Below are 20,893 nucleotides of genomic sequence, written 5' to 3' on the forward strand. Positions count from 1 at the left end.
CCATAAATCTTCCCAAAGTCCACTTTTTTAAACGAGTGGTCTGAGTGGAGAGGCTTTTTGTACATTCTTCGCCCCATATTTTACACTATCTACAATCTTGTTCCATTTAAAGGTTGTCTTGTACGAAAGGAAATCGTTCAAAACCTAAGGAAACATGAGCATTTAAGAGAAAAATGATTCTCCATAGAGGGAGTTTAGTTAAGTAACAAAAAATGATAAACTGGAGCGGAATACTTTTTTTCTAACTTAGTTACTGACTTAAAAGACAGCATTTATACATTTAATTCTCTGGGTAAGCATTATAAACCCAATTGGATAATCGTTCTGAATGTGAACTTTACACTATCAACTTTCCATACTCCCCCCGTATATACAAAATAGGAAGTTCGATCCGAAACATAATGATCTTCTGCAGTCAAACCATTTCCAAAGATAATTGATTGCGTTAAACTTGCAGTTGTCTTGCTCGTATAGTAAACAGATGTTATTGGAGTATCTTGCTTATGTTCTTTATCAAGCCCTTTATTTTTCACTATTGAATTGATAAGAGTATTCGTAAAATAAGGCTTAAAATCAGTTTTTATATTGTTAGCCTTAGAAACATCTGTGGCTTCGTTCAATTTTTCTGACAGTAGTTTAAGTCGCTCATTCGAGAGCTTATGTGTGGGTTCAAAGGATGGATGCTCCATTTTCACCACAGTTTGCTTACCATCCAATGTGATCGTTGCTTCTTTGGACTGCTTGTTCCACGTCAAAGACGCACCCAACAATTCGCTGACAAACCGCAGCGGAACATAGGTTGTGTCTTGGATGATCTGGGCTGGCGCATCATAATCAATGTATTTTATATCTTTACTAATAGAGGGATCAAGGGATGGAGTTATAATTACCGCTCGTTTAAAGTTTGTGGGAATGAGTATTACAGAGTCCCTTTTGTTGATTACTACTGTTTTTTCTCCCTGATGCCATTCCACAGGCGTCCCTAAATTTTCAGAAATAGCGCGTAACGGAACCAGTACACGATTGTTAAGTAATTTGCCATTAGCAACAGTCGCTACTTGATTGGCCGCAGAACCTAGAGTCGGTAGAGCTGGGAGAATCAGCATGGCAATTGCAAACAGCGTGAAAGTCAGTTTTTTAATCATAGTAACCTCCTGTTAAGAATTGTATTTTTGTCTTACCCCACATACAAACGTAATTTCCATTATTAAGTTGCAGAAACGTTGAACTAACGGATAACGCTAGTTGAATAACTGGCAGCCTTTCGTTGTTAAGTTCAGTTTTTATCAAACCTTATTTTAAAAATATTTGGTCTCCTTAACGAAAAACGTAGCTTTAAAATTATCAAACTTTATTATAAAGCTACAACGAAAAGCGACTTGCTATGGTGACCTCACGGGGCTGCTTTCAAGAGACAGGGGTCTTATTATTTCAAAATGCCCAAATAAAAAAGGACTCTCGAGAGTCCTTGCTCGAGAGTCCTTTTGTCTTTAACTAGTGCTTTCAATTCTTATCCCGGTGAAATTAGTATCGACAGTATGAAGTGCATCCGTAATAAGATCATAGTATCTACTTTCAAGCCATTCTGTAACATGTTGATGTGGTGCATAAATTGTATATAGTCCATCACGTTTTATTGCAAAGGTACCTTTAAACCAGGTATCAAAAGATGGTTTTGAAATTTTATTTTTAATTTCCTCTATGAATGCTGACCAGAGCTGCTTGTCTACATCTGTGACATCTTGGTGTAGAAGCTGCTTTTTGATCTGCATTTGCTTCTCGGCCTCGAAAAGAGAGAGTTGCTGTGGCTTGCGCTGAATTCTACCTTTATCGATCAATTCATTGTAAAGATCATTATAATTGACGGAAGTGTCCAACTCTAAATCTTCCTTTTCACAGGTTTCCAAAAGGTGAGAAATGTATCGATCATGATCGACTTGCAAAACCAATGGCATTTGCTCATAGAGTTCATGTGAAAGAAAAGGGACTTTCTTTCGAACCTTAAATAAAGGACTTTCATCAGTATTGTTCTTGTCTGCATTTTGCACATTAAAGTGATATACAAAGCCATACTCTTCGAGAATACCCAGATACTTTTTAACAGTATTACGACTTTTATTCATTTTTAAGGCTATTAACTCGAGATTTGGCCAACATATATCTTTAGTTCCATAGCAATAACGTAAGAGATGACCAAATAATGCGATCCCCTCAGCAGAGAGGAAGTGACTCCAATAATCAAACATATAGTTATTGATGATGGTAAGGTGGCCATCAACGTAAGGAATATTCTGTCCATGTCTATCTAGAGAAAATTTTTGAACGTCTTCTTCTTTAAAGTAGATTCTTTCAAGTTCTTCCTCATAATATGGAATTTGTTTCCCATGAGCTATTTTTGTTTTTGGTGTGCGGTTTCCTGTAGGCCGGCTACGATAGTAAAGAAGCTTCGATGATCCACCTTTTAAATTTTTCTTATCTGACATAAAAAAACTCCCTCGACGACGCCCCATAAATGGCAATACTCAAGAGAGAATAGACGCTTTATTTTTCATTATCGCTATGCTACAATGAGCACAATGATACTGTGAATAAAGCTTCTACTCCTGAATCATTCAATGTCTCAACGCTTGGCGGCCGGAGGACAATGAATGTGACCTGGTAGGGGCTTTTTCTTATTTTATTATGTAATATTTTTTAATTAAATGGACTGTGTGATTCCAAGATTGGCATTAAAACACATGCTTTTCTTATAGTGCCGGACTCCATTTTTGGAAAAAGTAAGACAAAACCCGACAAGCATGCAAGTAAAATATAGCACTTCTGTTGGAACTGGTAAAGGACGAAAATGACAATAATCCACATTTGTTGTGAAAAGAATCAATAATCGTTCATTTAAAAATTGGAGAAACATAGCTATTCAACAGGCTAGCTATCGGTAAATATTGCGTATATTCAATCGAATAAATACGTATATCATTTCGTACCTATACTTTACCAATCTACTGTTTGGATGCTATAATTTATACATTCTAGTAAGACTAATTTTCTTCGCCGATCCTGATTCAGCGAAGATGGGGAAGCCAATTGGCTTGTAAGCAAACAATGGACGCTTAAACGACATACGCTATCAGTATGTCTTTTTTTGTTTCCATACACGAGACGCATTCATTGGAATGCGTCTTTTTTAGTTATTTAAAGATTAGGAGGTTAATTAATTTATCAAGGTCAAAAAAAGAAGCAGGAGGCAATTCTAAACTTAAATCTGGAGGAATGCGAAATGGGCAGAAATCAAAATAATATCGGACAGAAAGATTCCTTGGCGGGGAATCAGGAATCGTTTATTTTGAATAAAGCTTTGGATATACGGAATCTAGCTCATCAACACATTTTAGCTGTTTATGAGACGGTACCCAAACAATATCACAAGCATATTCGCCTGATATCACAGAAAGAAAAAGTTTATGATCGGGAGTTTACACTGACCCCCTTACAAAGAGATAAGGGTTTACATTCCTACAATGGGAAAACCTTTGTTGAGACTTTCCGGCCTTATTTCGATGTAGAGGGTAGGCTTACTGAAATGATTGATGTTCATAAGATTCACGGTGCATCTTATGTACTCGATACGTACCCAGAGCAGATTGGGCCCGTATGGGTAATGACTTGTTCGTTTGAGGGATTGAATAAGAATGGGCTGCCGTTTAAGACAAAGGAACGTGCCATCATTGGTTTCGGTGGATCCGGAGTCGATGCAAATTACCCGATCGAGAATGCATCTACAAGTGCTATAGGTCGAGCCCTATCTCACGGTGGATACGGCAACATTGGATCCGGATTGTCTTCATTTGAAGAGAACTACATTGAGAAATCTAAGAGAAAGGCGTTGGAGGAACTGAAGCCACCTACCGCCGATCAAAATTCGGACAACGGAACGCTGGGAGGAGAACAGCGACCAGAACGCATTGGAAGCGGCCCTCAGAGTGGAGAAACATCCCGCTCCAATAGCCAGTCTCATAACCATCAAGAGCTTCAGGAAGATCCAAGACAATCTTCATCTGGCAAGCGAACTAGCGCAGCCGACGATGAAAAAAGTGCAAAGAGAGAGAAGAATCATATTGTAGGTCGTCTAATGGAAATGAAGATGCATGTTAACTCATTGCATTTAAAAAATCTTGTGCAATCTTGGTTACATGTGACTTGGGACGGTCGATTCAATTCTCTTGATCTACAACAGTTGCGTATTGTTGAGGAAAATTTGAAAAATGAAAGTCAAAATCAAGCATCGTAGATATAGGAGGCAGAGGCATGAAGCTTCGAAGAACTAAGCACGAGGGATGGTATGAAATTACGTCGGCATGTATCGTGTGCGGACAACGTGGGTGGTGCAGAATTAATAAAGAACAAACCATTGTCCACTGCATGCGAGTTGTGTCTGACGATTTCTTTGATTCCACGATTGGGAGGCAGTACCGCCATTATCTTGATCCGCAGGCTGCTCCCAAGACAAAGATTGAGATTGAAGTTAATCGTGCTGTCGATAAGAAGCCGGATTATCATCTTAATCGCGTCTATCGTGCCTTAACGAAGGAGCTCCCGCTTTCTACACAGCATGCCCAACATTTACGAAATGATCGTAATATGCAGGATGAAGCAATCAGATTGCGTGAATACCGAACGATGCCAGGTCCAGAACGTTACAAGGTTGCTAAACAAGTAATAAGTCGCGTAGGCGAACAAAGCGATCTTTTAGGCGTTCCGGGATTTTTCTGCGTAGAAGGATCTTATGGTCCATATTGGACCATGGGTGGCTCTCAGGGGCTTATGATTCCATTTCGATCGATAAAGAACGAGATTACTGGTTGGCAGATTCGAGTGGATAAGCCTCTTCTAGAGCTACATATGGAAGGTGCAATCAAAGGAGAAATTTTAGAAGAAGTTAACCCTGATGAAAATGGGAATCGGAGAGCAAAGTGTAAGCTATTCATTCAGGATAAAATAATGGAAGTCATTCTTACGGAGAAAGATAAAAAAGAATGTTATTCTAAATCCGGTCAATTTGTATTTAGGATTGTATTAAGACCTGGTAACCGCTATTGGTGGTGGAGCAGCGGCGATAAGCTAAATGGATCATCAATCGGTGGTCCGCTCCCCATACATTTAGCTCTGCCGTATCCATGTCTAAAACTGTGGTCGGTAGGAGAAACCCCGGATACGATGATCAGTTGTGAAGAGGTTTGGGTTACGGAAGGGCCGATAAAAGCTGACAAGGCTGCTGACGCGCTTGTTAAGCCTGTGTTTGGTATTCCTGGTGTTGGTGCTTTTTCCCTACTGCTTGAACCACTTAAGCAACTCGGATGTAAACATGTTGTATTCGCATACGACGCAGATGTTGTGAGTACACCTGAGGTCGAGATGGCACTAGAACAATGTGTCGAATTTTTTGCAAAGAATACGGATATGACACTGAGTTTAGCAATGTGGGATATTTCACAGGGGAAAGGAATTGACGATCTTACGGATGCAGGCTTCCTGCCGCAAATAGCTAGAATATTAGACTGAAGGCAACAAAATAAGTTCAGGAAGAATCATTTTGGTTTGGAGAAAATAAATAATTATTCATTGGAGGATATTTAATTGTTGAATCGTGTAATTCTAATTGGTAGATTGACAAAAGACCCGGATCTTCGCTATACGCCTGCAGGCGTTGCAGTTACACAATTTACGTTAGCTGTAGATCGACCTTTTACGAGCGGTGGTCAAGGGGAGCGAGAAGCGGACTTCATACCAGTTGTAACCTGGCGTCAATTAGCCGAGACTTGCGCCAACTATTTGCGAAAAGGCCGTTTAACAGCGGTTGAAGGTCGCATTCAAGTGCGGAATTATGAGAACAACGAAGGCAAACGAGTCTACGTAACGGAAGTTATCGCTGATAATGTTCGTTTCTTGGAATCCAATCGTGAACGTGGTGGAGGATCTCAAGAAGAAGGGGGCAGCTACAGCGGGGGAACAAGCAACAGCAACACTTCTCAAAGCGGAGGTGGCAACCGACCAACTGGTAATAACTCACGTAACGATAATCGTGATCCGTTCCAGGACGACGGACGTCCGATTGATATATCAGAGGATGATTTGCCATTTTAAAGAGTAGATCTGTATTCAATAGACGGTCATGATTATTAGTTTAAGTTTTTCGTAATATGAAAATGCTTTATCAGTGCCCTGCATGGGGGAGAAGAAACAGCCCCCCATGTGAAAGGGGCTGATAAGGAGTAAATTTATGAATGTTGGTTTGTATTTCTGCGAGTGCGGTGAAACATATGTGTCGGATACACCATATAAGGCCGTACGCTGTCTTGAATGTCAAAGTGTGCTTAAAATTGAGAATAAACCGACAAGTAAACAAATATCCATGTTTAGAAAAGAGCAACTTAAACAACTTTGGAATTTGTTTGAGAATCTTACTCACGATCCTTCTACAGAAGGGATTACCGAGAGTTTCTTGGTGTGGCAATCAACAACAAATAGATTTGTGATATGGCTTTGGTTCGGTGAGAAATTAGGTCAAGATTTCATTGACTTGCCAGGGAGATTGGTTTGGAAGTCGCATGGCATTACATCAAACGATAAGTGTTATTGTGGTGAAACGGTTTCTGCAGGACAAGAATGCTATAGCAATCTTTCAAACGGTAAGGTTCTTTGCATGAATTGTGGAAAAAGGAAGATGATCGACTTGTGGCTATACCTTGGATACGAAAACCCTTGGATAAATCAAGCAAACGATCCGTTTTTCACACGAAAGAGTTTTCGCATTTTTGAAAGCGTCGAAGCATTGATTAAAGAGTTCGAGTGTGGTACCTGGAGCCTCGGTCAAGCCTTTGTATATAAGAACCTGGTATTTATAAACCAAGTTGATGGGGGAGACGAGTGGCTTACGATTAAGGATTATTGTCCTTTTGACAGTATTACGTTTAGGGCAGTCCCAGCAAATAGCGGGCCAGCATTTATTCGGAAGCTTCTTAAACATAAAATTGAACAAGAGAGTGGTCCAGATTATCATAATCCTGTCATCCAGTCCTTTCTATAAACGATAAGATGTTTCGTTACTTTCTTTTCCTTCTTCAGAAGGGGCCATTATTATTGCGCCCCTTCGGAGAGGAAGGGGCGAGAGGAGCGATCGAATTGAATAAAGAGGTTTACTGTCAAGATTGCGGGATGTCAGTGCGGTATGGCTGCGAGGAAACTGACTCAATAAGTAGTCTTTGTATATGCGAAAATAATAGAGTTGAGTGCGATTGTTGTAATCACAAGTTTCTTCCTAAAGACATATCAATTAATTGTATGTTCCTTTCACTTTGCAGAGTTTGCAATGGGCCGGATTCATACCTGATGGACAATATGGCAATTGCTCATTTCAGACCGATGTCTAATCTTACATACTCCATGGTATGCGTGGAAACGTTCGGCGATAAATTGCAGCTTACGATCCGTGCATATCATTTGGGTATAAGTGTAATATTTCCAGCTATGGCCAAGCATGAGCTTGTAGATAGGTGGATGGACCAGGGGCTCAGTACTTTGGCATCTGAAACAGATTTACTTTTTGATACGGCATTCCTACGACTGAAGCCGGACTATCTTCTTCCTGAAGAAGTCGTTTATTTCCGGAAAGCGTGGATTGAATTAAGAAGCGTGTTATCTCTGTAAATAGGTAGTACAAATTTCTTTTAAGGATTTTAGCGTGCTGTCAAATTGCTAAGTCTAAGATTTTGAACACGTTATATTGGAGTAATAAGGGAAAGCCGATGGTAGTAATTGTCGGCTTTTTCTTTATCCCTATTGATAGCCCTATTATCAACCTGCTATAATGTGGCTATTACGATTACATTTTTTTATTGTCACTGCCGTCATATATTCGGCTAGTGAAGGAGCGTCTGGAGACGGACAACAACACATTAAGGCGCGATTATAGCCTCGGAGAATTGATTGGGACATACCATAGGTATGTTTTTTTCTATTCCCCGAGGCTTTTTTTGTGCCCAAAAACAGGGAGGAAATTAGAATGACAGCAACAGAGGAAAAACAACTTGGGATTATCGCAACGGGGAATATGGCTTTTCAAGTGGAGAAAGATGAATTACTTGATGCCTTATTACTATGTGCAAAAGTCGTTCAGAAAAGATCGGCTATTCCGTTGTTATCTTGCATCAAGTTCGACCTCAAAGGAGACACATTATTTATTACGGCCATGGATTTATCGCAAGCAGTACTTCGTATGTTGAAGGTATCTAACGATAATGGCATTGATGGGAGTTATTTACTCCCAGCAGGTGAAGCAATCGATTTTGTCAGGAAATTACCCTCTGGAGAAGTGTCATTCACTCAGAATGATTCTATGGTCGTTATATCATATGGGGTAAGAGGCAAGGCAAAACTTTCTGCCTTAAATTCAGAAGAATACCCTTCTCTGCCGCAGCTGTCGAGAGGGGGATTCATATCGGTTCCGATCGAAATGTTAAAAAAAGGCGTACTTGCGTCGCAATTTACATTGTCGGATGAGAAGACTCCTACGCTGTCGGCAATTTATATTCACAATCATCATGGGAAGCTGGCGTTTATGGGTACAGACAGACATAGAGTTTACCGGTATATCTCTGACGTAGTTATAGAAGATCCGGAAAAGTTCCAAAACGCTATGATACCCGCGCTCCAGATCAAAGGGATTGTTGATTCGATAAAAGCCAGTCTAATAGATGTGGCCATTGATACTAAGCACTTGGTCATGCGTGATTCAAATACCATCTATTTCGGGAGATTACTTGACGGTACATATCCGGATATTTCTCACCTTTTTAATAAGGTTAAAGAAGGTGCTGCGATAAAGGTCTCGCGCGGAGAAATGGACGCAACCTTGAATAGGATGTTATCTCTTGATGGAGTAGAGAATAATCGGATGACATTGGAAGTAGACACGAATGGAGAATTGACAGTACATTCTCATTCTCAAACAGGTGATATCTGCGAAGTGTTTCCAGGTTCCGAGGTTGATGAAGGCTTCCCGAGTATTAGATTCAACGCTAAGTATCTGAAAGAGGCGCTTCTTGTTGGGAGTAGAGACGTCAAATCTGTTTCCTTGAGAACTATGGGCATTGGGTTACCGGGATTCATCGAGTTCGACGGTGATGATTCGGTTATTGTCATTGTGAATCAGGTTAGATAGGTAAGGGGCCGGCATCGGCGATTGGAAGCAAAGTAAGACATTCCACGGTACTTTTGGACTGTCTTATTCTGCGATCAAATGTATGAAAAAAGAGCTGTTCGCCTTTGCGACTGCTCTTTTTTATTTCACTGAGGGGGTAATTTTAATGGCAGCAGGAAACATGAAGGGTATGTTTGACCGCGTTCTTCGAAATAAAGTGAGGATGGGGAATTTTGAAACAACTGATCAGGACATGCTTTGCGTCCGCAGCCTGCTTCAATTCCCTAACTCGCCATTCTCTGTTGCAGACTTTTGCGCCGGGAGCGGGCGAGCACTTGAAATACTCACTGAGGAATCCTCGGCTGTTTCCTTCGGTATCGAGCCTAACGAAGAAAAGTATTTGGAGCTCCGTTCTCGAATCCCAAATGCTTTGTATGGAGGCTACGAGGAATGTAGGTGCGCGTTGTTCTAGGACAATCTGCGCAGAAATGCGCAATAAAACCTAGAGTCTTTGACTTCAAAGACTAACTCTATGTCTGAATAGACAGGGGAAGTTCCTGTTGAGGATTAAAGGTTGGTAATCCTCCCCTAAACTCCGACGTGCATCGAGAAATGACTCTCTCGTTGTACGAAGCTCGGTGAAGAGCTGAAAATCAGACCTGTGAAGCGGTTAGAGAAGTAAGCGCGGGGCTATAAAATCGTCATGCCTAACTATTGAATCTCCGTTTGTACGGCTCGTAACTTCGGGAATGTTTAATAAGAAGACATTCACCCGCCAATGGCGGGATCAGTCGTGGTTAGTTAGATCTACATCTAATTGACTGTTGTCATCCAATATGGATTACAGTTCCGAGTCCCCCAACCAAGGACAAAGGAACGGCTGACGGGTCATAGGAGAGGGCTAAAACGATATGTAAAGCTAAGACATAGGGAACAACGGAACTCCAATAGAGAGTGATAAAGGGAGTCATACCTGATATCTCTAAACGGTAGGAAATGACCGTTGTATTTGGAGGACAGCAGCCCGTAGTAGTCCGAGTTAGGGAAAACCTAGCACATGGCGAAGGGGCATAGTCGAACTCAACGTACAATAAGACCGCTCAACATGTCGAGGAAGCCGCTGTGCAAACCTGACTAACGTCAATACGGCGAATCCTCAAAAGGAGGTGGTCGCATTGGCTCAAAAATTCGACTATCCAAAATCCGAAGGACAGCTAAAGGAGTTATTAGAAAATCTTTACTCGGAGTCTAAAAATGCACTCGAGAACAAGGAATTACCGCGCTTCAAAGGTTTGTTAGAGATTATATCCGCAGAGGCAACTATTCTAACAGCGATCCACAAGATTAAGGCAAACAAAGGCAGTGATACCCCGGGCTCAGATGGAGAAAAGTTGAGAGAAGAATTTCTTCATTCTAACTACGATGAAGTAATCAATCGAGTCCAAAGCTGTTTGATCAACTATAGTCCAATCCTTGTAAGAAGAGTTTACATTCCTAAGCCTGGTACCGATGAAAAACGGCCACTCGGCATCCCGTCTGTAATAGATAGGATTATACAGGAATGCGTGCGTATGGTTATCGAACCGATACTTGAAGCACAATTCTTCAAGCATTCATATGGGTTTAGACCCATGCGGGATACGGATATGGCGATCGGAAGAGTGACGAAGCAAGCACACAGCACGGGTTATCACTGGGTTCTGGAAGGTGACATCAGTAAATTCTTCGATAATGTCGATCATACCTTACTGCTGAAAAAGCTTTGGCATCTTGGTATTAGGGACCGTAGAGTATTGATGATCATTAAACAGATGCTTAAAGCAGGAATCATGGATGAAAAGAGCGTTAACCAACTTGGGACACCCCAAGGAGGAATCATTTCTCCTCTACTTGCTAATGCGTACCTCAACTGCTTAGATCAATGGATTGTTCGTGAATGGGAAGAAAAACAAACTCGGCATGGATATAGTGACCAGGACAAGAAAATAAGGGCGTTGAAATCGACGAACCTTAAACCGGCTTACCTTGTTAGGTACGCCGATGACTGGGTACTCATAACAAACTCTAAAAGTAGCGCGGAAAAATGGAAGAATCGAATATCTAGATACCTGAATACCAATTTGAAGCTTAGGCTTTCAGACGAAAAGACAGTTATTACGGATATTCGTAGGAAACCCATTAAATTCGTTGGTTTCGAGTTCAAGGTGGTAAAAGGTAAATCCCGTACAGGCTGGATTACTAGAACACGACCTAATCAAGAACGACTAAAATCCAAGATCAAGGAGATTCACGACGAAATCAGGAGCTTAAGGCGTCTGAGAGTAGTCGGAAATCAAATTCTCAAGGAACAAGTAGTTCACAAGATTAATTTGGTCAATTCTAAAATCCGGGGTTTAATCCAATACTATGAGATTGCCACATGGGTAAACTACGACCTGAATAAGTACGCCAATATCCTTTCATTTGCGGCGTTCAAAGCTCTTAAGAGATATGGGGGCTACTGGTGCAAAGCCAGTGAAGTTAACAATTTAACCTCCATTCACATGAATTATGATACTCAGATTCCTACCATAGACTACAACGGTCTTAAGGTAGGTATCACGAATATCAAATTCTGTAAGAGAACGAATCCGACTTACAAAAATCAGGTGGAAACCCCTTACTCTAAGGAAGGTCGAGAGGCATACTTCACAAGAACAACGAAGAAGCCAGTTGCAGTCCGGGCTGATGAAATCCTTTTGCTTAACCAGTCTAAGGCTCTAAGCCAAAGACTAAGCGGTCCGATCTACAATTTCGAATACTACCTAAATAGAGCTTATGCCTTTAATAGAGATAAAGGTAAATGCCGAGTATGTAGCGAGTTTCTACCGTCATGGGATATTGAAACGCATCATGTCTCTCCAAAATTACCCTTAACTGTGGTCAACCGAGTAATGAATCTTGCAAGTGTTCACAAGGGGTGCCATGAATTCATTCATAGTAATCAGAACTTGGAACACCTAGGAAAGAAGATTTGGCTGAAAATATTGGATTTTAGAGAAAAAGTCGAGCGGACTAGTTAAATTGACATTGAGATCGATGGAGCGCCGTGTGCCATGAAAGTGGCACGCACGGTGCGAAGCGGGGGAAAAGGGAGGCATAACGGATAATGCCGATGTCGTCCCTTACCTATCGCTATAATCAGCCGTGACAATTTCCGTCTAATGTATCTCAATCCGCCATACGATTCGGACAGCGAAACGGTTGAATCTAAAGTGGAGCGAAAAGAAAAACGGTTTTTGCGGCATCTTCTTATGTATGTAGCGGTAGACGGGATTCTTGTTTACAACATACCACGCGGACGAATGACGTCGGACATTGTAAAAATGCTTGTTGCTAACCTGGATGACATTCGGGTGTTTCAATCGCATGACGATACCTATCACCAAGTTTATGCGATCGGCCGTAAGCGTAAAGAGAAGTTTCTTAACCGGAATGAAGTAGATCGTATTCTAGCTCTCATGGATGAAGGCAGTGATTTAGAGCGCCTCCCGTTACTGGATGCGCCGATGTACAAAGTGCTTCCAGGAAACATTACTCCCAAGTTATTTCGATCTAATCGAATGGACGTGGACTTTGTTCGGGAGGTGGTAAATGCATCTGCTTTAACCAAACGAGGTATGGAGTGGTCTACCCCTAAGAAGCCAGCATTGAAACTTCAACCACTTTTACCGGATAAGGAAATGCACCGTGTACTGCGGATGGCAAGCGGAAGGCTAAACGGTAAAGTCGGAAGAGGGGAACAACTGCATGTGCTGAAAGGAATAGTGAAAAAGGAGATCATTAAAGATATTCAAGATACAGATCAGGAGACCATAATCACCGAAACCGAGACATTCCGTATCTTCTTTAAAATCGTAGATCGAAACGGAAATATTAGACGTCTCGAGAATTAAAATCAGATCGAAGCTGGGGGTAATAGGATGAAACATATGGAGTTTATTCACAAGGATATAAATGTAAGGGTCCACACACCACTCATCGTCACTCGTTTGGATGATAAACAGCATCATGAACTTGTATACGCGAATGTCATAGATATTGACTCTCGTGTACAGGCAGTGTTTGCTCAGTTCCATCATTCAAGGAAGGCGACCGACGTTTCCTTTTGGATAAGACATGCACCACGAATCGGTGAAAAAGATTATGACCGGTCTCAAATGAGCATAAGGCCGCAAGGGAAATACAAACACCAATCCCAAAGAGAGAATGAAACCCTGGTTACTGGACTTGTGATCAGTGAAAAGGTTCTATCACGGCAGCCGGAAGGTTACGTGATATTTGCTTGGGATGGGAATATCCATGAGAAGCTTTTCTGGGCTATAGAGGCGTACTATGAAACGCCGATGCTTCAGGAGTGGACGTCGTTCTTATTCAATCAGCTTGTCAAAGACCAGCATCTTGTTCAACTGGTCATTCATGACTTTACCGGTGATTACCCGGATCTGGTTGCGTACGAATTACTTGCTGGCGAGGAAGTTCTGGATGGTTATATTACCTACGGTCTGCGTTTTGGTGCAATCAATCTAACGGAAGACGATGATGTAGAGGAGGCAATTTAATTTATGAGGGAAATTGATATGACGAATAATCTGGAGTCAGTAGATGAAATTAAAGAGCTTGATGTACCTGCAAATGTATTATCAGAAACTACGATGCCTTCACTGGCTGATTTGGAGAATATCGGTGATTACCTCAATTTGTTTGGAGGAGATTTGATTCGTCGATTGAACGATGAATACAAGCCAGTCCATCATCCAGGAACCGAGGGTACACTCGATTTGCTTAATGACATTAAGCGTCCGCTTTTTAATGCTCAAGCGCATGTGGTTACTGCGATTTTGAAGGGTTTTGAGCGGAATCGTAATCTGTATATTATAGGGGAACCAGGTACTGGAAAAACGGCTATGTCTATTTCTGTATTTTATGCTCTCTTAAAGTCGATGTTCAAAGGGAAGGGGCGTGTAATTTACATGGTACCCAACCATTTGATCAAAAAGACGAAGAGGGAAATTGGTATTTTACTAGACAAGAATTTGTTTGAAGTCGAATTCATAAATGGCTATGAGGATGTGATCCGACTTCGTGACAGCGGAAAAATGAATACGAAGGCTAAGAAAATAGAAGTATATATCATTGCTAGGGATACTGCCAAGCTGGGATATACTTTCGAGCCTGTTGCAAAATGGGTTCATCGTAGCTATGTGAAGCGGAGCTCGCATGGAGAAACCCTAGAGGCGATCCCGCGGACCGCATTCAAAGGCTGGGTATGTCCAGACTGCGGCGGACAGCTGATGAAGGAAGAAGAAGGTAGTATGGTTCCTATGGAACATGAAGACTTCTTTAATAAGCATGGAAAACCAACGCGAAAAAAGAATAATTTGTTTTGCTCGAGCCTCGTTCGACTATATAAGAATGCGGATTCAGAAAAAGATGAGTACCGGGAATGCAAGGCTCCGCTCTGGCAAGCCAAAAACAAGGATAAAAGCAGCTTTTCGGGGCAACCAAAGAAGGTAAATGGTACAGCTGCACGAAAAGTTTCACCTGCGGACTTGTTTAAGCGTTATTTCAAGAACAAGTTTGATTTGGCGATCGGGGATGAATGCCATGAATTGACTGGTGGAAGTGCTCAAGCTCATGCTTTTCATATTCTAACTTTATGTGCGAAGCATTCTATCGCTATGACGGGTACACTTCTCAATGGATACGCTTCAAATTTATTTGAACTTACCTTTCGCTTGTTCCCTGCTAGATTAATAGAAATGGGTTTTAAGTGGGGTGAGGTTGGAAAATGGATCGATCTGTATGGTGTTCGGGAGAAAGTTACAAAAATTAGGGATGATAGTAGTAACCTGAACAGTTCCAGCAATGGATCCACTAAACGCGTTAACACGAAGGAATTGCCGGCTGCGGCTCCGCAGCTATTCACGGATATGCTGAGTGACGTATCATGTTTCATTCAAATGGGCGATATGTTCGAAGTTCTACCGGAACTAAAGGAAGGGCCGATGAACGTTTCTCTAAACGGAGAGCGTCGTCTTATCTCCTGCGTAACGAGAATCGAACGAAGGCCAGGACGAAAAAGGAGAGTACATAAGGCAATGCGCTTGCTTGCCCCTTCTTGGTACCTTGAACGTAATCTAACCCAAGTTGAAGGCTTACTTCGTAAAGCTGTAGAAGAGGAGTCTCGTGCCGGCGGACAGTCCGTACTACTTGGCAGTCTTCTTAGTACGACTCTCAGTTATCCTGATGTTCCTTTTAACTTTGAAGGCGTGTATCATCCGGATACCGGTAGAGAGATCGTATCTCCCAATTATCGACTAAGCGACAGGCTTTTGTACCCGAAGGAGCTGCAGTTGATAAAATATGTGCGTGAGCGTCTCAAAGCAGGGCGTAAAGTGGGTGTTTATGCTACTTTTACAGGGAAAATGGGAACGCTGCAACGCTTGCAAATGCTATTGGAGGAGCGTGGAATCAAAACGGCCGTTTTGGAATCAGAAGTTAATGGACCAGAACGGGAAGAATGGATCGCGAAGCGGGAAAAGGAAGGTATTCAAGTACTACTTACGAATCCAATTCTGGTTTCAACGGGGCTTGACCTCTACGGGTTTCCATCTTTGTTTTTCTATCAAACAGGGTACCGCTTATCAATTGTGCGACAGGCAAGCCGTCGTCACTGGCGGATAGGACAGAAGAATTTATGTGAGACGGTGTATTCTGGATACAAAAATACGATGCAAGAGCTAGCAATTAATCTCATGGCCGCGAAAATGAATGCGGCGCTTGCTCTTGAGGGTCAATTCAGCCAGGAAGGTCTTGCAGCGCTAACCGAAGGTTCAGGTGGCAGCCTTGCAACTGAGCTTGCTAAACGGTTTGTTGGTAACAATATCGTAGGTGTTGAGAGCGCTGAGTCCATATGGGGCAAGATGACAATTGACGCCTCTAAGTTGGCCGTTGTGGCGTCTGAACCGCCAGTTGAAGTCTATCAAGAGGAGGAAGCATTGGAAAGCGAGCTCGCTTCCAGTAAACTCGCAGCGCCTATATCTGCAATACGCATGTTTTGTGCTGAATCTCTGCAAAAAGCCATCTTGAAATGGGCCGAGGAAGAAGTGCCTACTGATCTCTTTGATCGTATCGAAAAGCAGATATTATATGTTGAACAAAACCTTATGAAGGGTTATCCTGGACTGGCTGTTGTTCAAGAGTCGCTGCTAGGGGAGATCGCTCTACATTGGAATCCTATAGATGCACCTTCTGAATCAGAAGAATTTAGGCGATGGGTTTTTAAAATGACCAATATGCCCGCTTCCGAACGGAATAAGTCTGCCGCTCAAACGGAGTGGAAAGGATTTGAGCTATTGGTTGAAGGGAAGACCGCTAAAACCAAAACCAAAAAATCTTACAATGTATCTGATGGCCAATTCGCTTTTAATTTCTAAATTTTAAAGGGGTGACAATGTCGCCCCTTTAATTTGTATTTTTGATTGCCTCCCATTATTTTCTCTCTTAACCTCCATTAGAGACATCTATAATGTATCCCCTAATGAAGCCCAACGGCTTTACACTTTTCCCATTTTTAATTGCTTGCAAAACAGTTACAGCACCTCTAACCACTATCAAATAGCACTTTAACCCGAACCTTTTTATTTGCTTTATAAACTGTAAGTTCATTTGCAAAAAGATGAATAAGCAACCAAATGAATGGATTTTATGGTAAAATACGTTCTACAAAACAATAACTAAGGGGGAAAGCAATTCAAGCTATGGTGTTTTGGATCTCTTCGTTTTCTCTTATCTTGGCTAATGTATTACGATAGATAAACTCTAAAAAAAAGGAGGGAATTTAGTGGCTAAATCGTTATTTAAATGGTTATTATCCATGTCACTATTATTATCGATTATTGGATGTCAGAAAGAAAATTTAATAACATCAATTACAGCGTCATCAATCACAATAACAGATAAAGAACATTCAAATGATAATTCCCATTACTGGATTTATGCATACGACTCAAATAATAAACAAGAGAAAAACATCTTAAAACTAGAAGTTAAAGAAGTGATGGTTTGGAACTTAATTACAATTGGAGATGAATATTATGCATCCTATAGTGTATATAAAGCTGGAACAAGTGGTGTTTTGGATGATATAGGGCCTATTGATAGTAAATCTAACGAATAAATTTAAAAATATTATTCTGAAAGGAGGAATATCGATTATTATGTCGAAATACTAATACATGGGAATATTCCTAAATAAATCTATTGGAGGAAATAATGAACAACAAAATCAAAAAAAGAGTTGTCAGCCTTTTAGTAGTGCCTGCCTTATTGATATCCATACTCCTGCCTTCGTCAAGTAGTGTTGTAAGTGCGGACGAAAATACGTCAAAAGAAGTCTATTCGGAAAAGCAGATTGATGGAATACTGACAAACGCAGGTGTTCCAGAAGATGTCTTGGCTAAGATGGATTATGATGAAAAATCATTTGTTATTTCGAAATCTGGGGAGAATCTGAAATACAGTGGATCTGGTGAGTCATTCTTTCACAAAAATATAGATGGTACCTTAACAGAAATACCTAGTAATCCTGATGGTGTTTCTACTAGGGGAACCATACCGACTACTGATTTGATTTTGGGGCTTCAAGCTTTCGTTGTTACAGTGAATGGCGTGAAAATGGTTGATATATACCCTTCATTTGAATGGAAAATTGTGGAATCCGTCAATAATGATACCATGGCTGCAGCTATAGCAGATGGTTGGGAGGTTCAAGGTTCGGACAAAACAAGTTGTAGAGTTCAAGAGGCATTTTTTATTACGGGTACTTCATGGTTTGATGCTAGTCCTAGTGATTGCGGAGGAGCACCATCTAATGCCGCTTCATATGGTTATTCGTGGTCATCTTTACGGTCCAATGATGATAACTCTAGCTGGAGGGCAAAAGGTACTTCTTGGTTTAGGGCAAAAAAGATAAATTCGAATGCTTCAAATAAAGTTATTATGAATTATGCTCATGATACCAAGGTTTCTTCTTATGCAACTTATGGTGTCAATATCAGTGCGTTTTCAGTTTCATATAGTGTAGTAAAAGGTTCTATTGATACCCAAGGTAAGAGTATAGTTTTTACTTACTAAACACTAATATATCAAACTAAAGTGTCGGAAATCCAACGGATTTACGACACTTTTCTATATATCCCCAGCACGGGGCACTATCTCTATGGTTGGGTTTTCGAAGCAAATGAGTATGTAACTTTAAAATTATCAAACTTTATTATAAAGCTACACGAGAAAAATTCAAAAAAATTTTGTGAATCAGAATTTTCGTATTATGATTATTTAATATAGCAGAGGAGGAATATTTATCATGGCAAATGCGAAGATTCATCCAACTTGCCGAATTTGCGTCAAGTTGAATGCCGAAATGACACATTGTGCGATCTTTGGAGCTCTTTCTCAGGATCGGGTCGATAATACAGCTTTAGCAGCTGCTTGTAACAAATCTGGTGATTATGTACGGCTGCTTCATGCTGTGCCTAATGAATATAACTATGGTAAGACACCAGCAGGTAAATTTGTTGATGAGGATGCTGATAGTGTCCTTCTTGTCTTTGATTCAAATGATGAGTCTGAAGAATTCCATGAGAGACATGGGATGACATTGGAAGAGTGGGCTAAGAGTACATTTGGTCCTATCAACTGAATTTCTATGAATAAAATTGAAAGGCTGTGTCTCGATGATAACACCGCTGATAATTAAGGATGGACTCCCCCTATATCAACAGATTAAAGAAATCATTATGTACCGAATTACAAATGGGGAGTATTTGAAGGGTGCACTTCTTCCATCGTACAGAGAACTATCGAATTTATATAATTGCAGTCTCATCACAAGTAAACGCGTATATCAAGAATTGAGGAGGGAAGGATTGGTCCGCTCAGTAGCAGGACGAGGTACGTACGTGATGGTTGGCTATGAACAGGTCAAAGAAAAAAGACGAAATACACTTAATCAAGCTTTTCGCGCAGCAGTTGAATTATCTTTTCTCAATGGATGTTCAACTGAAGAAGCTAGGAATATCTTTGAAACCATTCTTGAGGAAATAAAGCCAGAGGATGATAATACAAACATACGATAGCTGTATAATATATTATTAATATATATACAAGTGAATATCATTAGATTATCGGGGTGATCAAATTGCCAGATAATAAAGTATTTTTAGGTTTAGATCCAGAATCCTTCGATAGAAGTGTTTGTCCCGTTTGCGAGGATCTTCATATTTCTAATGAAAACTGTTATTTGTGTTCAGGAGAAGGTTTTTTGGAACAAATAAAGTTTTTGATTGTTCAGATCGATGCTGCTGAGTCGAATAAATTGGTTTTTCACCAAACAGGAATAGGAAAGGAAATGGTAATATACGCAGGGTGTATAGCCGATAAATCATTTAGGAATGCAAAACCAATAAAAGAATCTTAAAAATCAAAGGAGAGTCTATATGAAAGAAGAGAGTATTTATTTTCATGGCGGAATTTATCGTTTTTCTTTTCCCTATATTGGAGGGCATAACAGAAACGAAGAAAACGAGGTAGAGGTTTATCACTGTGATGTTGAACTGCGTGTAGGCCAGGAAGATGATATGAAGCTGGGTAAGCTTGTTACGGTTATCATTACAGAGCGGGAAGGATCAGTGGGTATTCAAGACAAAATCCAATTCATTGCCACAAAGATTCGAATAGCGTTTTTTGATTCTATTTTTATTGAGAAACATTGGGAGAAACCCAAAGTGCCAGAGTATCAAATTCGGTGGATCGAGCGACATCTTTTCTCTAAAGCCCCTTATTCCACAATGGAAGACGAGATAAATGAAGTATCTATGATTTGGGATGCGAAGAAACATGCATATCATTCCCCAGTATGGACTAAAGTCGAGAATGTCTGGAAATAGGCATTGTGAAATAAACGAAACGCCCCATTTTAGTAAGTATCAAATTATCCCTATTTTCGCGGTTGAGCTTATATTTTCTAACAAATTAAAAAATATTGGCCTCGTCCCTTATTTACAGAGGGCGAGGCCAATAGTCATTTTGGGGGATGTAGTGAGATACTCGCAGGAGGCCGATTTACTGATAACATAATGTTCTATTCTGGTTTAAGCGAGGAGCAGGAAAGGGGAGGTTGCAGAGTTAGAGAACGAGAACAAACAATTAATGTCCGATTAAATTAAATTTTAGACTGTTGTTAGGGTATCAGACAAGATTCACTGCAGCTTGAGCTCCTGGTTGTTCTATCGGAAACGAGGGTTCTGCGCGATTAACATATTGGCCAGATCCGTAACCGATTCGATTCAGATGGATATTTTTTTACATATATTGCGACTGGTCTGTGTTCTCGCGGTAGCCGCCAGCGGTCCGCCCAGCCGTTGAACCAACTTCACGTTTATGGTTGGGGGGATGTCAGTACGCACCACTTTCCAAGAAAAATGCGAGCACATGCTACCAACCGACCGCTTCCCACCTTATGACACCCTGTGGTCGGTTCGTTTTCAACGAATATTACTATGCGATCTTTTTTGCGAGTTTTTTATAATTGGAACTCGCCCCTCCTCCATTTATGATGAGAACAAGAAAAAATAATAAACTGATTTTAGGGGA

The 20,893-nt window shown here is 40.9% G+C and carries 19 protein-coding genes and 1 pseudogene; 18 read left to right on the forward strand and 2 right to left on the reverse strand.

Features of this window, described 5'->3' with window-relative positions:
* Positions 1 to 299 precede the first annotated feature (299 nt).
* Together AB4Z50_RS14090 and AB4Z50_RS14095 are read right to left on the reverse strand one after the other, a co-directional pair.
* Positions 300 to 1,145: a copper amine oxidase N-terminal domain-containing protein gene (locus tag AB4Z50_RS14090; RefSeq protein WP_441879790.1), complete on the reverse strand. Its 846-nt coding sequence runs from the start codon at positions 1,143 to 1,145 to the stop codon at positions 300 to 302.
* A gap of 345 nt (positions 1,146 to 1,490) precedes the next feature.
* Positions 1,491 to 2,483 carry a DnaA N-terminal domain-containing protein gene (locus tag AB4Z50_RS14095; protein ID WP_441879793.1) on the reverse strand — a complete coding sequence of 331 codons (993 nt, stop codon included), beginning with the start codon at positions 2,481 to 2,483 and terminating at the stop codon, positions 1,491 to 1,493.
* Positions 2,484 to 3,277: 794 nt separating this feature from the next.
* Here AB4Z50_RS14095 and AB4Z50_RS14100 point away from each other — a divergent pair.
* The 18 genes and pseudogenes from AB4Z50_RS14100 to AB4Z50_RS14185 all read left to right on the forward strand — a co-directional run bounded on the left by AB4Z50_RS14100 (position 3,278) and on the right by AB4Z50_RS14185 (position 20,187).
* A complete protein-coding gene (locus tag AB4Z50_RS14100; protein WP_441879796.1) occupies positions 3,278 to 4,288 on the forward strand; it encodes a hypothetical protein in 1,011 nt (336 codons plus the stop codon).
* A gap of 17 nt (positions 4,289 to 4,305) precedes the next feature.
* A complete protein-coding gene (locus AB4Z50_RS14105; RefSeq protein ID WP_441879799.1) occupies positions 4,306 to 5,559 on the forward strand; it encodes a toprim domain-containing protein in 1,254 nt (417 codons plus the stop codon).
* 75 nt (positions 5,560 to 5,634) lie between these two features.
* Positions 5,635 to 6,141 (forward strand): single-stranded DNA-binding protein, encoded by a 507-nt coding sequence (gene ssb, locus AB4Z50_RS14110; RefSeq protein WP_441879802.1) that lies wholly within the window; start codon positions 5,635 to 5,637, stop codon positions 6,139 to 6,141.
* Positions 6,142 to 6,277: 136 nt separating this feature from the next.
* Positions 6,278 to 7,084, forward strand: coding sequence for a hypothetical protein (locus AB4Z50_RS14115; protein WP_441879805.1), 807 nt, complete (start codon positions 6,278 to 6,280; stop codon positions 7,082 to 7,084).
* 302 nt (positions 7,085 to 7,386) lie between these two features.
* Positions 7,387 to 7,704: a hypothetical protein gene (locus AB4Z50_RS14120; protein WP_441879807.1), complete on the forward strand. Its 318-nt coding sequence runs from the start codon at positions 7,387 to 7,389 to the stop codon at positions 7,702 to 7,704.
* A 355-nt stretch (positions 7,705 to 8,059) separates the two neighbouring features.
* Positions 8,060 to 9,217, forward strand: a complete 1,158-nt coding sequence (locus AB4Z50_RS14125; protein WP_441879810.1) for a DNA polymerase III subunit beta — start codon at positions 8,060 to 8,062, stop codon at positions 9,215 to 9,217.
* A gap of 145 nt (positions 9,218 to 9,362) precedes the next feature.
* Complete coding sequence (locus AB4Z50_RS14130; RefSeq protein WP_441879813.1) at positions 9,363 to 9,668, forward strand: hypothetical protein; 306 nt, start codon at positions 9,363 to 9,365, stop codon at positions 9,666 to 9,668.
* A 703-nt stretch (positions 9,669 to 10,371) separates the two neighbouring features.
* On the forward strand, positions 10,372 to 12,258 hold the full coding sequence (gene ltrA / locus AB4Z50_RS14135) for a group II intron reverse transcriptase/maturase (RefSeq protein ID WP_441879816.1): 1,887 nt from the start codon (positions 10,372 to 10,374) through the stop codon (positions 12,256 to 12,258).
* 117 nt (positions 12,259 to 12,375) lie between these two features.
* Entirely contained in the window at positions 12,376 to 13,131 is a 756-nt protein-coding gene (locus tag AB4Z50_RS14140; protein ID WP_441880232.1) for a DUF6094 domain-containing protein, read from the forward strand.
* Between the two features lie 27 nt (positions 13,132 to 13,158).
* Entirely contained in the window at positions 13,159 to 13,797 is a 639-nt protein-coding gene (locus AB4Z50_RS14145) for a hypothetical protein (protein WP_441879819.1), read from the forward strand.
* Between the two features lie 3 nt (positions 13,798 to 13,800).
* Positions 13,801 to 16,674: a DEAD/DEAH box helicase family protein gene (locus AB4Z50_RS14150; RefSeq protein WP_441879822.1), complete on the forward strand. Its 2,874-nt coding sequence runs from the start codon at positions 13,801 to 13,803 to the stop codon at positions 16,672 to 16,674.
* 407 nt (positions 16,675 to 17,081) lie between these two features.
* Positions 17,082 to 17,417 carry a hypothetical protein gene (locus AB4Z50_RS14155; protein ID WP_441879825.1) on the forward strand — a complete coding sequence of 112 codons (336 nt, stop codon included), beginning with the start codon at positions 17,082 to 17,084 and terminating at the stop codon, positions 17,415 to 17,417.
* Positions 17,418 to 17,512: 95 nt separating this feature from the next.
* Positions 17,513 to 18,373, forward strand: coding sequence for a hypothetical protein (locus tag AB4Z50_RS14160; protein ID WP_441879827.1), 861 nt, complete (start codon positions 17,513 to 17,515; stop codon positions 18,371 to 18,373).
* 232 nt (positions 18,374 to 18,605) lie between these two features.
* A complete protein-coding gene (locus AB4Z50_RS14165) occupies positions 18,606 to 18,941 on the forward strand; it encodes a hypothetical protein (RefSeq protein ID WP_441879830.1) in 336 nt (111 codons plus the stop codon).
* A gap of 34 nt (positions 18,942 to 18,975) precedes the next feature.
* A pseudogene (locus AB4Z50_RS14170) lies at positions 18,976 to 19,191 on the forward strand (GntR family transcriptional regulator); the annotation flags it as partial.
* A gap of 9 nt (positions 19,192 to 19,200) precedes the next feature.
* Positions 19,201 to 19,377, forward strand: coding sequence for a hypothetical protein (locus AB4Z50_RS14175; protein ID WP_441880240.1), 177 nt, complete (start codon positions 19,201 to 19,203; stop codon positions 19,375 to 19,377).
* A 62-nt stretch (positions 19,378 to 19,439) separates the two neighbouring features.
* Complete coding sequence (locus AB4Z50_RS14180) at positions 19,440 to 19,718, forward strand: hypothetical protein (protein ID WP_441879832.1); 279 nt, start codon at positions 19,440 to 19,442, stop codon at positions 19,716 to 19,718.
* Between the two features lie 19 nt (positions 19,719 to 19,737).
* On the forward strand, positions 19,738 to 20,187 hold the full coding sequence (locus AB4Z50_RS14185) for a hypothetical protein (protein ID WP_441879835.1): 450 nt from the start codon (positions 19,738 to 19,740) through the stop codon (positions 20,185 to 20,187).
* The last annotated feature ends 706 nt before the right edge of the window (positions 20,188 to 20,893 follow it).

It is taken from the genome of Paenibacillus sp. 2TAB26 (assembly GCF_052115145.1).
Classification (GTDB): domain Bacteria; phylum Bacillota; class Bacilli; order Paenibacillales; family Paenibacillaceae; genus Pristimantibacillus.

What these genes read in the sequence shown, in the direction of transcription:
- AB4Z50_RS14090 (WP_441879790.1), bottom strand. Translation starts at nt 1,145, where the DNA reads ATGATTAAAAAACTGACTTTCACGCTGTTTGCAATTGCCATGCTGATT.
- AB4Z50_RS14095 (WP_441879793.1), bottom strand. Translation starts at nt 2,483, where the DNA reads ATGTCAGATAAGAAAAATTTAAAAGGTGGATCATCGAAGCTTCTTTAC.
- AB4Z50_RS14100 (WP_441879796.1), top strand. Translation starts at nt 3,278, where the DNA reads ATGGGCAGAAATCAAAATAATATCGGACAGAAAGATTCCTTGGCGGGG.
- AB4Z50_RS14105 (WP_441879799.1), top strand. Translation starts at nt 4,306, where the DNA reads ATGAAGCTTCGAAGAACTAAGCACGAGGGATGGTATGAAATTACGTCG.
- AB4Z50_RS14115 (WP_441879805.1), top strand. Translation starts at nt 6,278, where the DNA reads ATGAATGTTGGTTTGTATTTCTGCGAGTGCGGTGAAACATATGTGTCG.
- AB4Z50_RS14120 (WP_441879807.1), top strand. Translation starts at nt 7,387, where the DNA reads ATGGACAATATGGCAATTGCTCATTTCAGACCGATGTCTAATCTTACA.
- AB4Z50_RS14125 (WP_441879810.1), top strand. Translation starts at nt 8,060, where the DNA reads ATGACAGCAACAGAGGAAAAACAACTTGGGATTATCGCAACGGGGAAT.
- AB4Z50_RS14130 (WP_441879813.1), top strand. Translation starts at nt 9,363, where the DNA reads ATGGCAGCAGGAAACATGAAGGGTATGTTTGACCGCGTTCTTCGAAAT.
- AB4Z50_RS14145 (WP_441879819.1), top strand. Translation starts at nt 13,159, where the DNA reads ATGAAACATATGGAGTTTATTCACAAGGATATAAATGTAAGGGTCCAC.
- AB4Z50_RS14150 (WP_441879822.1), top strand. Translation starts at nt 13,801, where the DNA reads ATGAGGGAAATTGATATGACGAATAATCTGGAGTCAGTAGATGAAATT.
- AB4Z50_RS14160 (WP_441879827.1), top strand. Translation starts at nt 17,513, where the DNA reads ATGAACAACAAAATCAAAAAAAGAGTTGTCAGCCTTTTAGTAGTGCCT.
- AB4Z50_RS14165 (WP_441879830.1), top strand. Translation starts at nt 18,606, where the DNA reads ATGGCAAATGCGAAGATTCATCCAACTTGCCGAATTTGCGTCAAGTTG.
- AB4Z50_RS14185 (WP_441879835.1), top strand. Translation starts at nt 19,738, where the DNA reads ATGAAAGAAGAGAGTATTTATTTTCATGGCGGAATTTATCGTTTTTCT.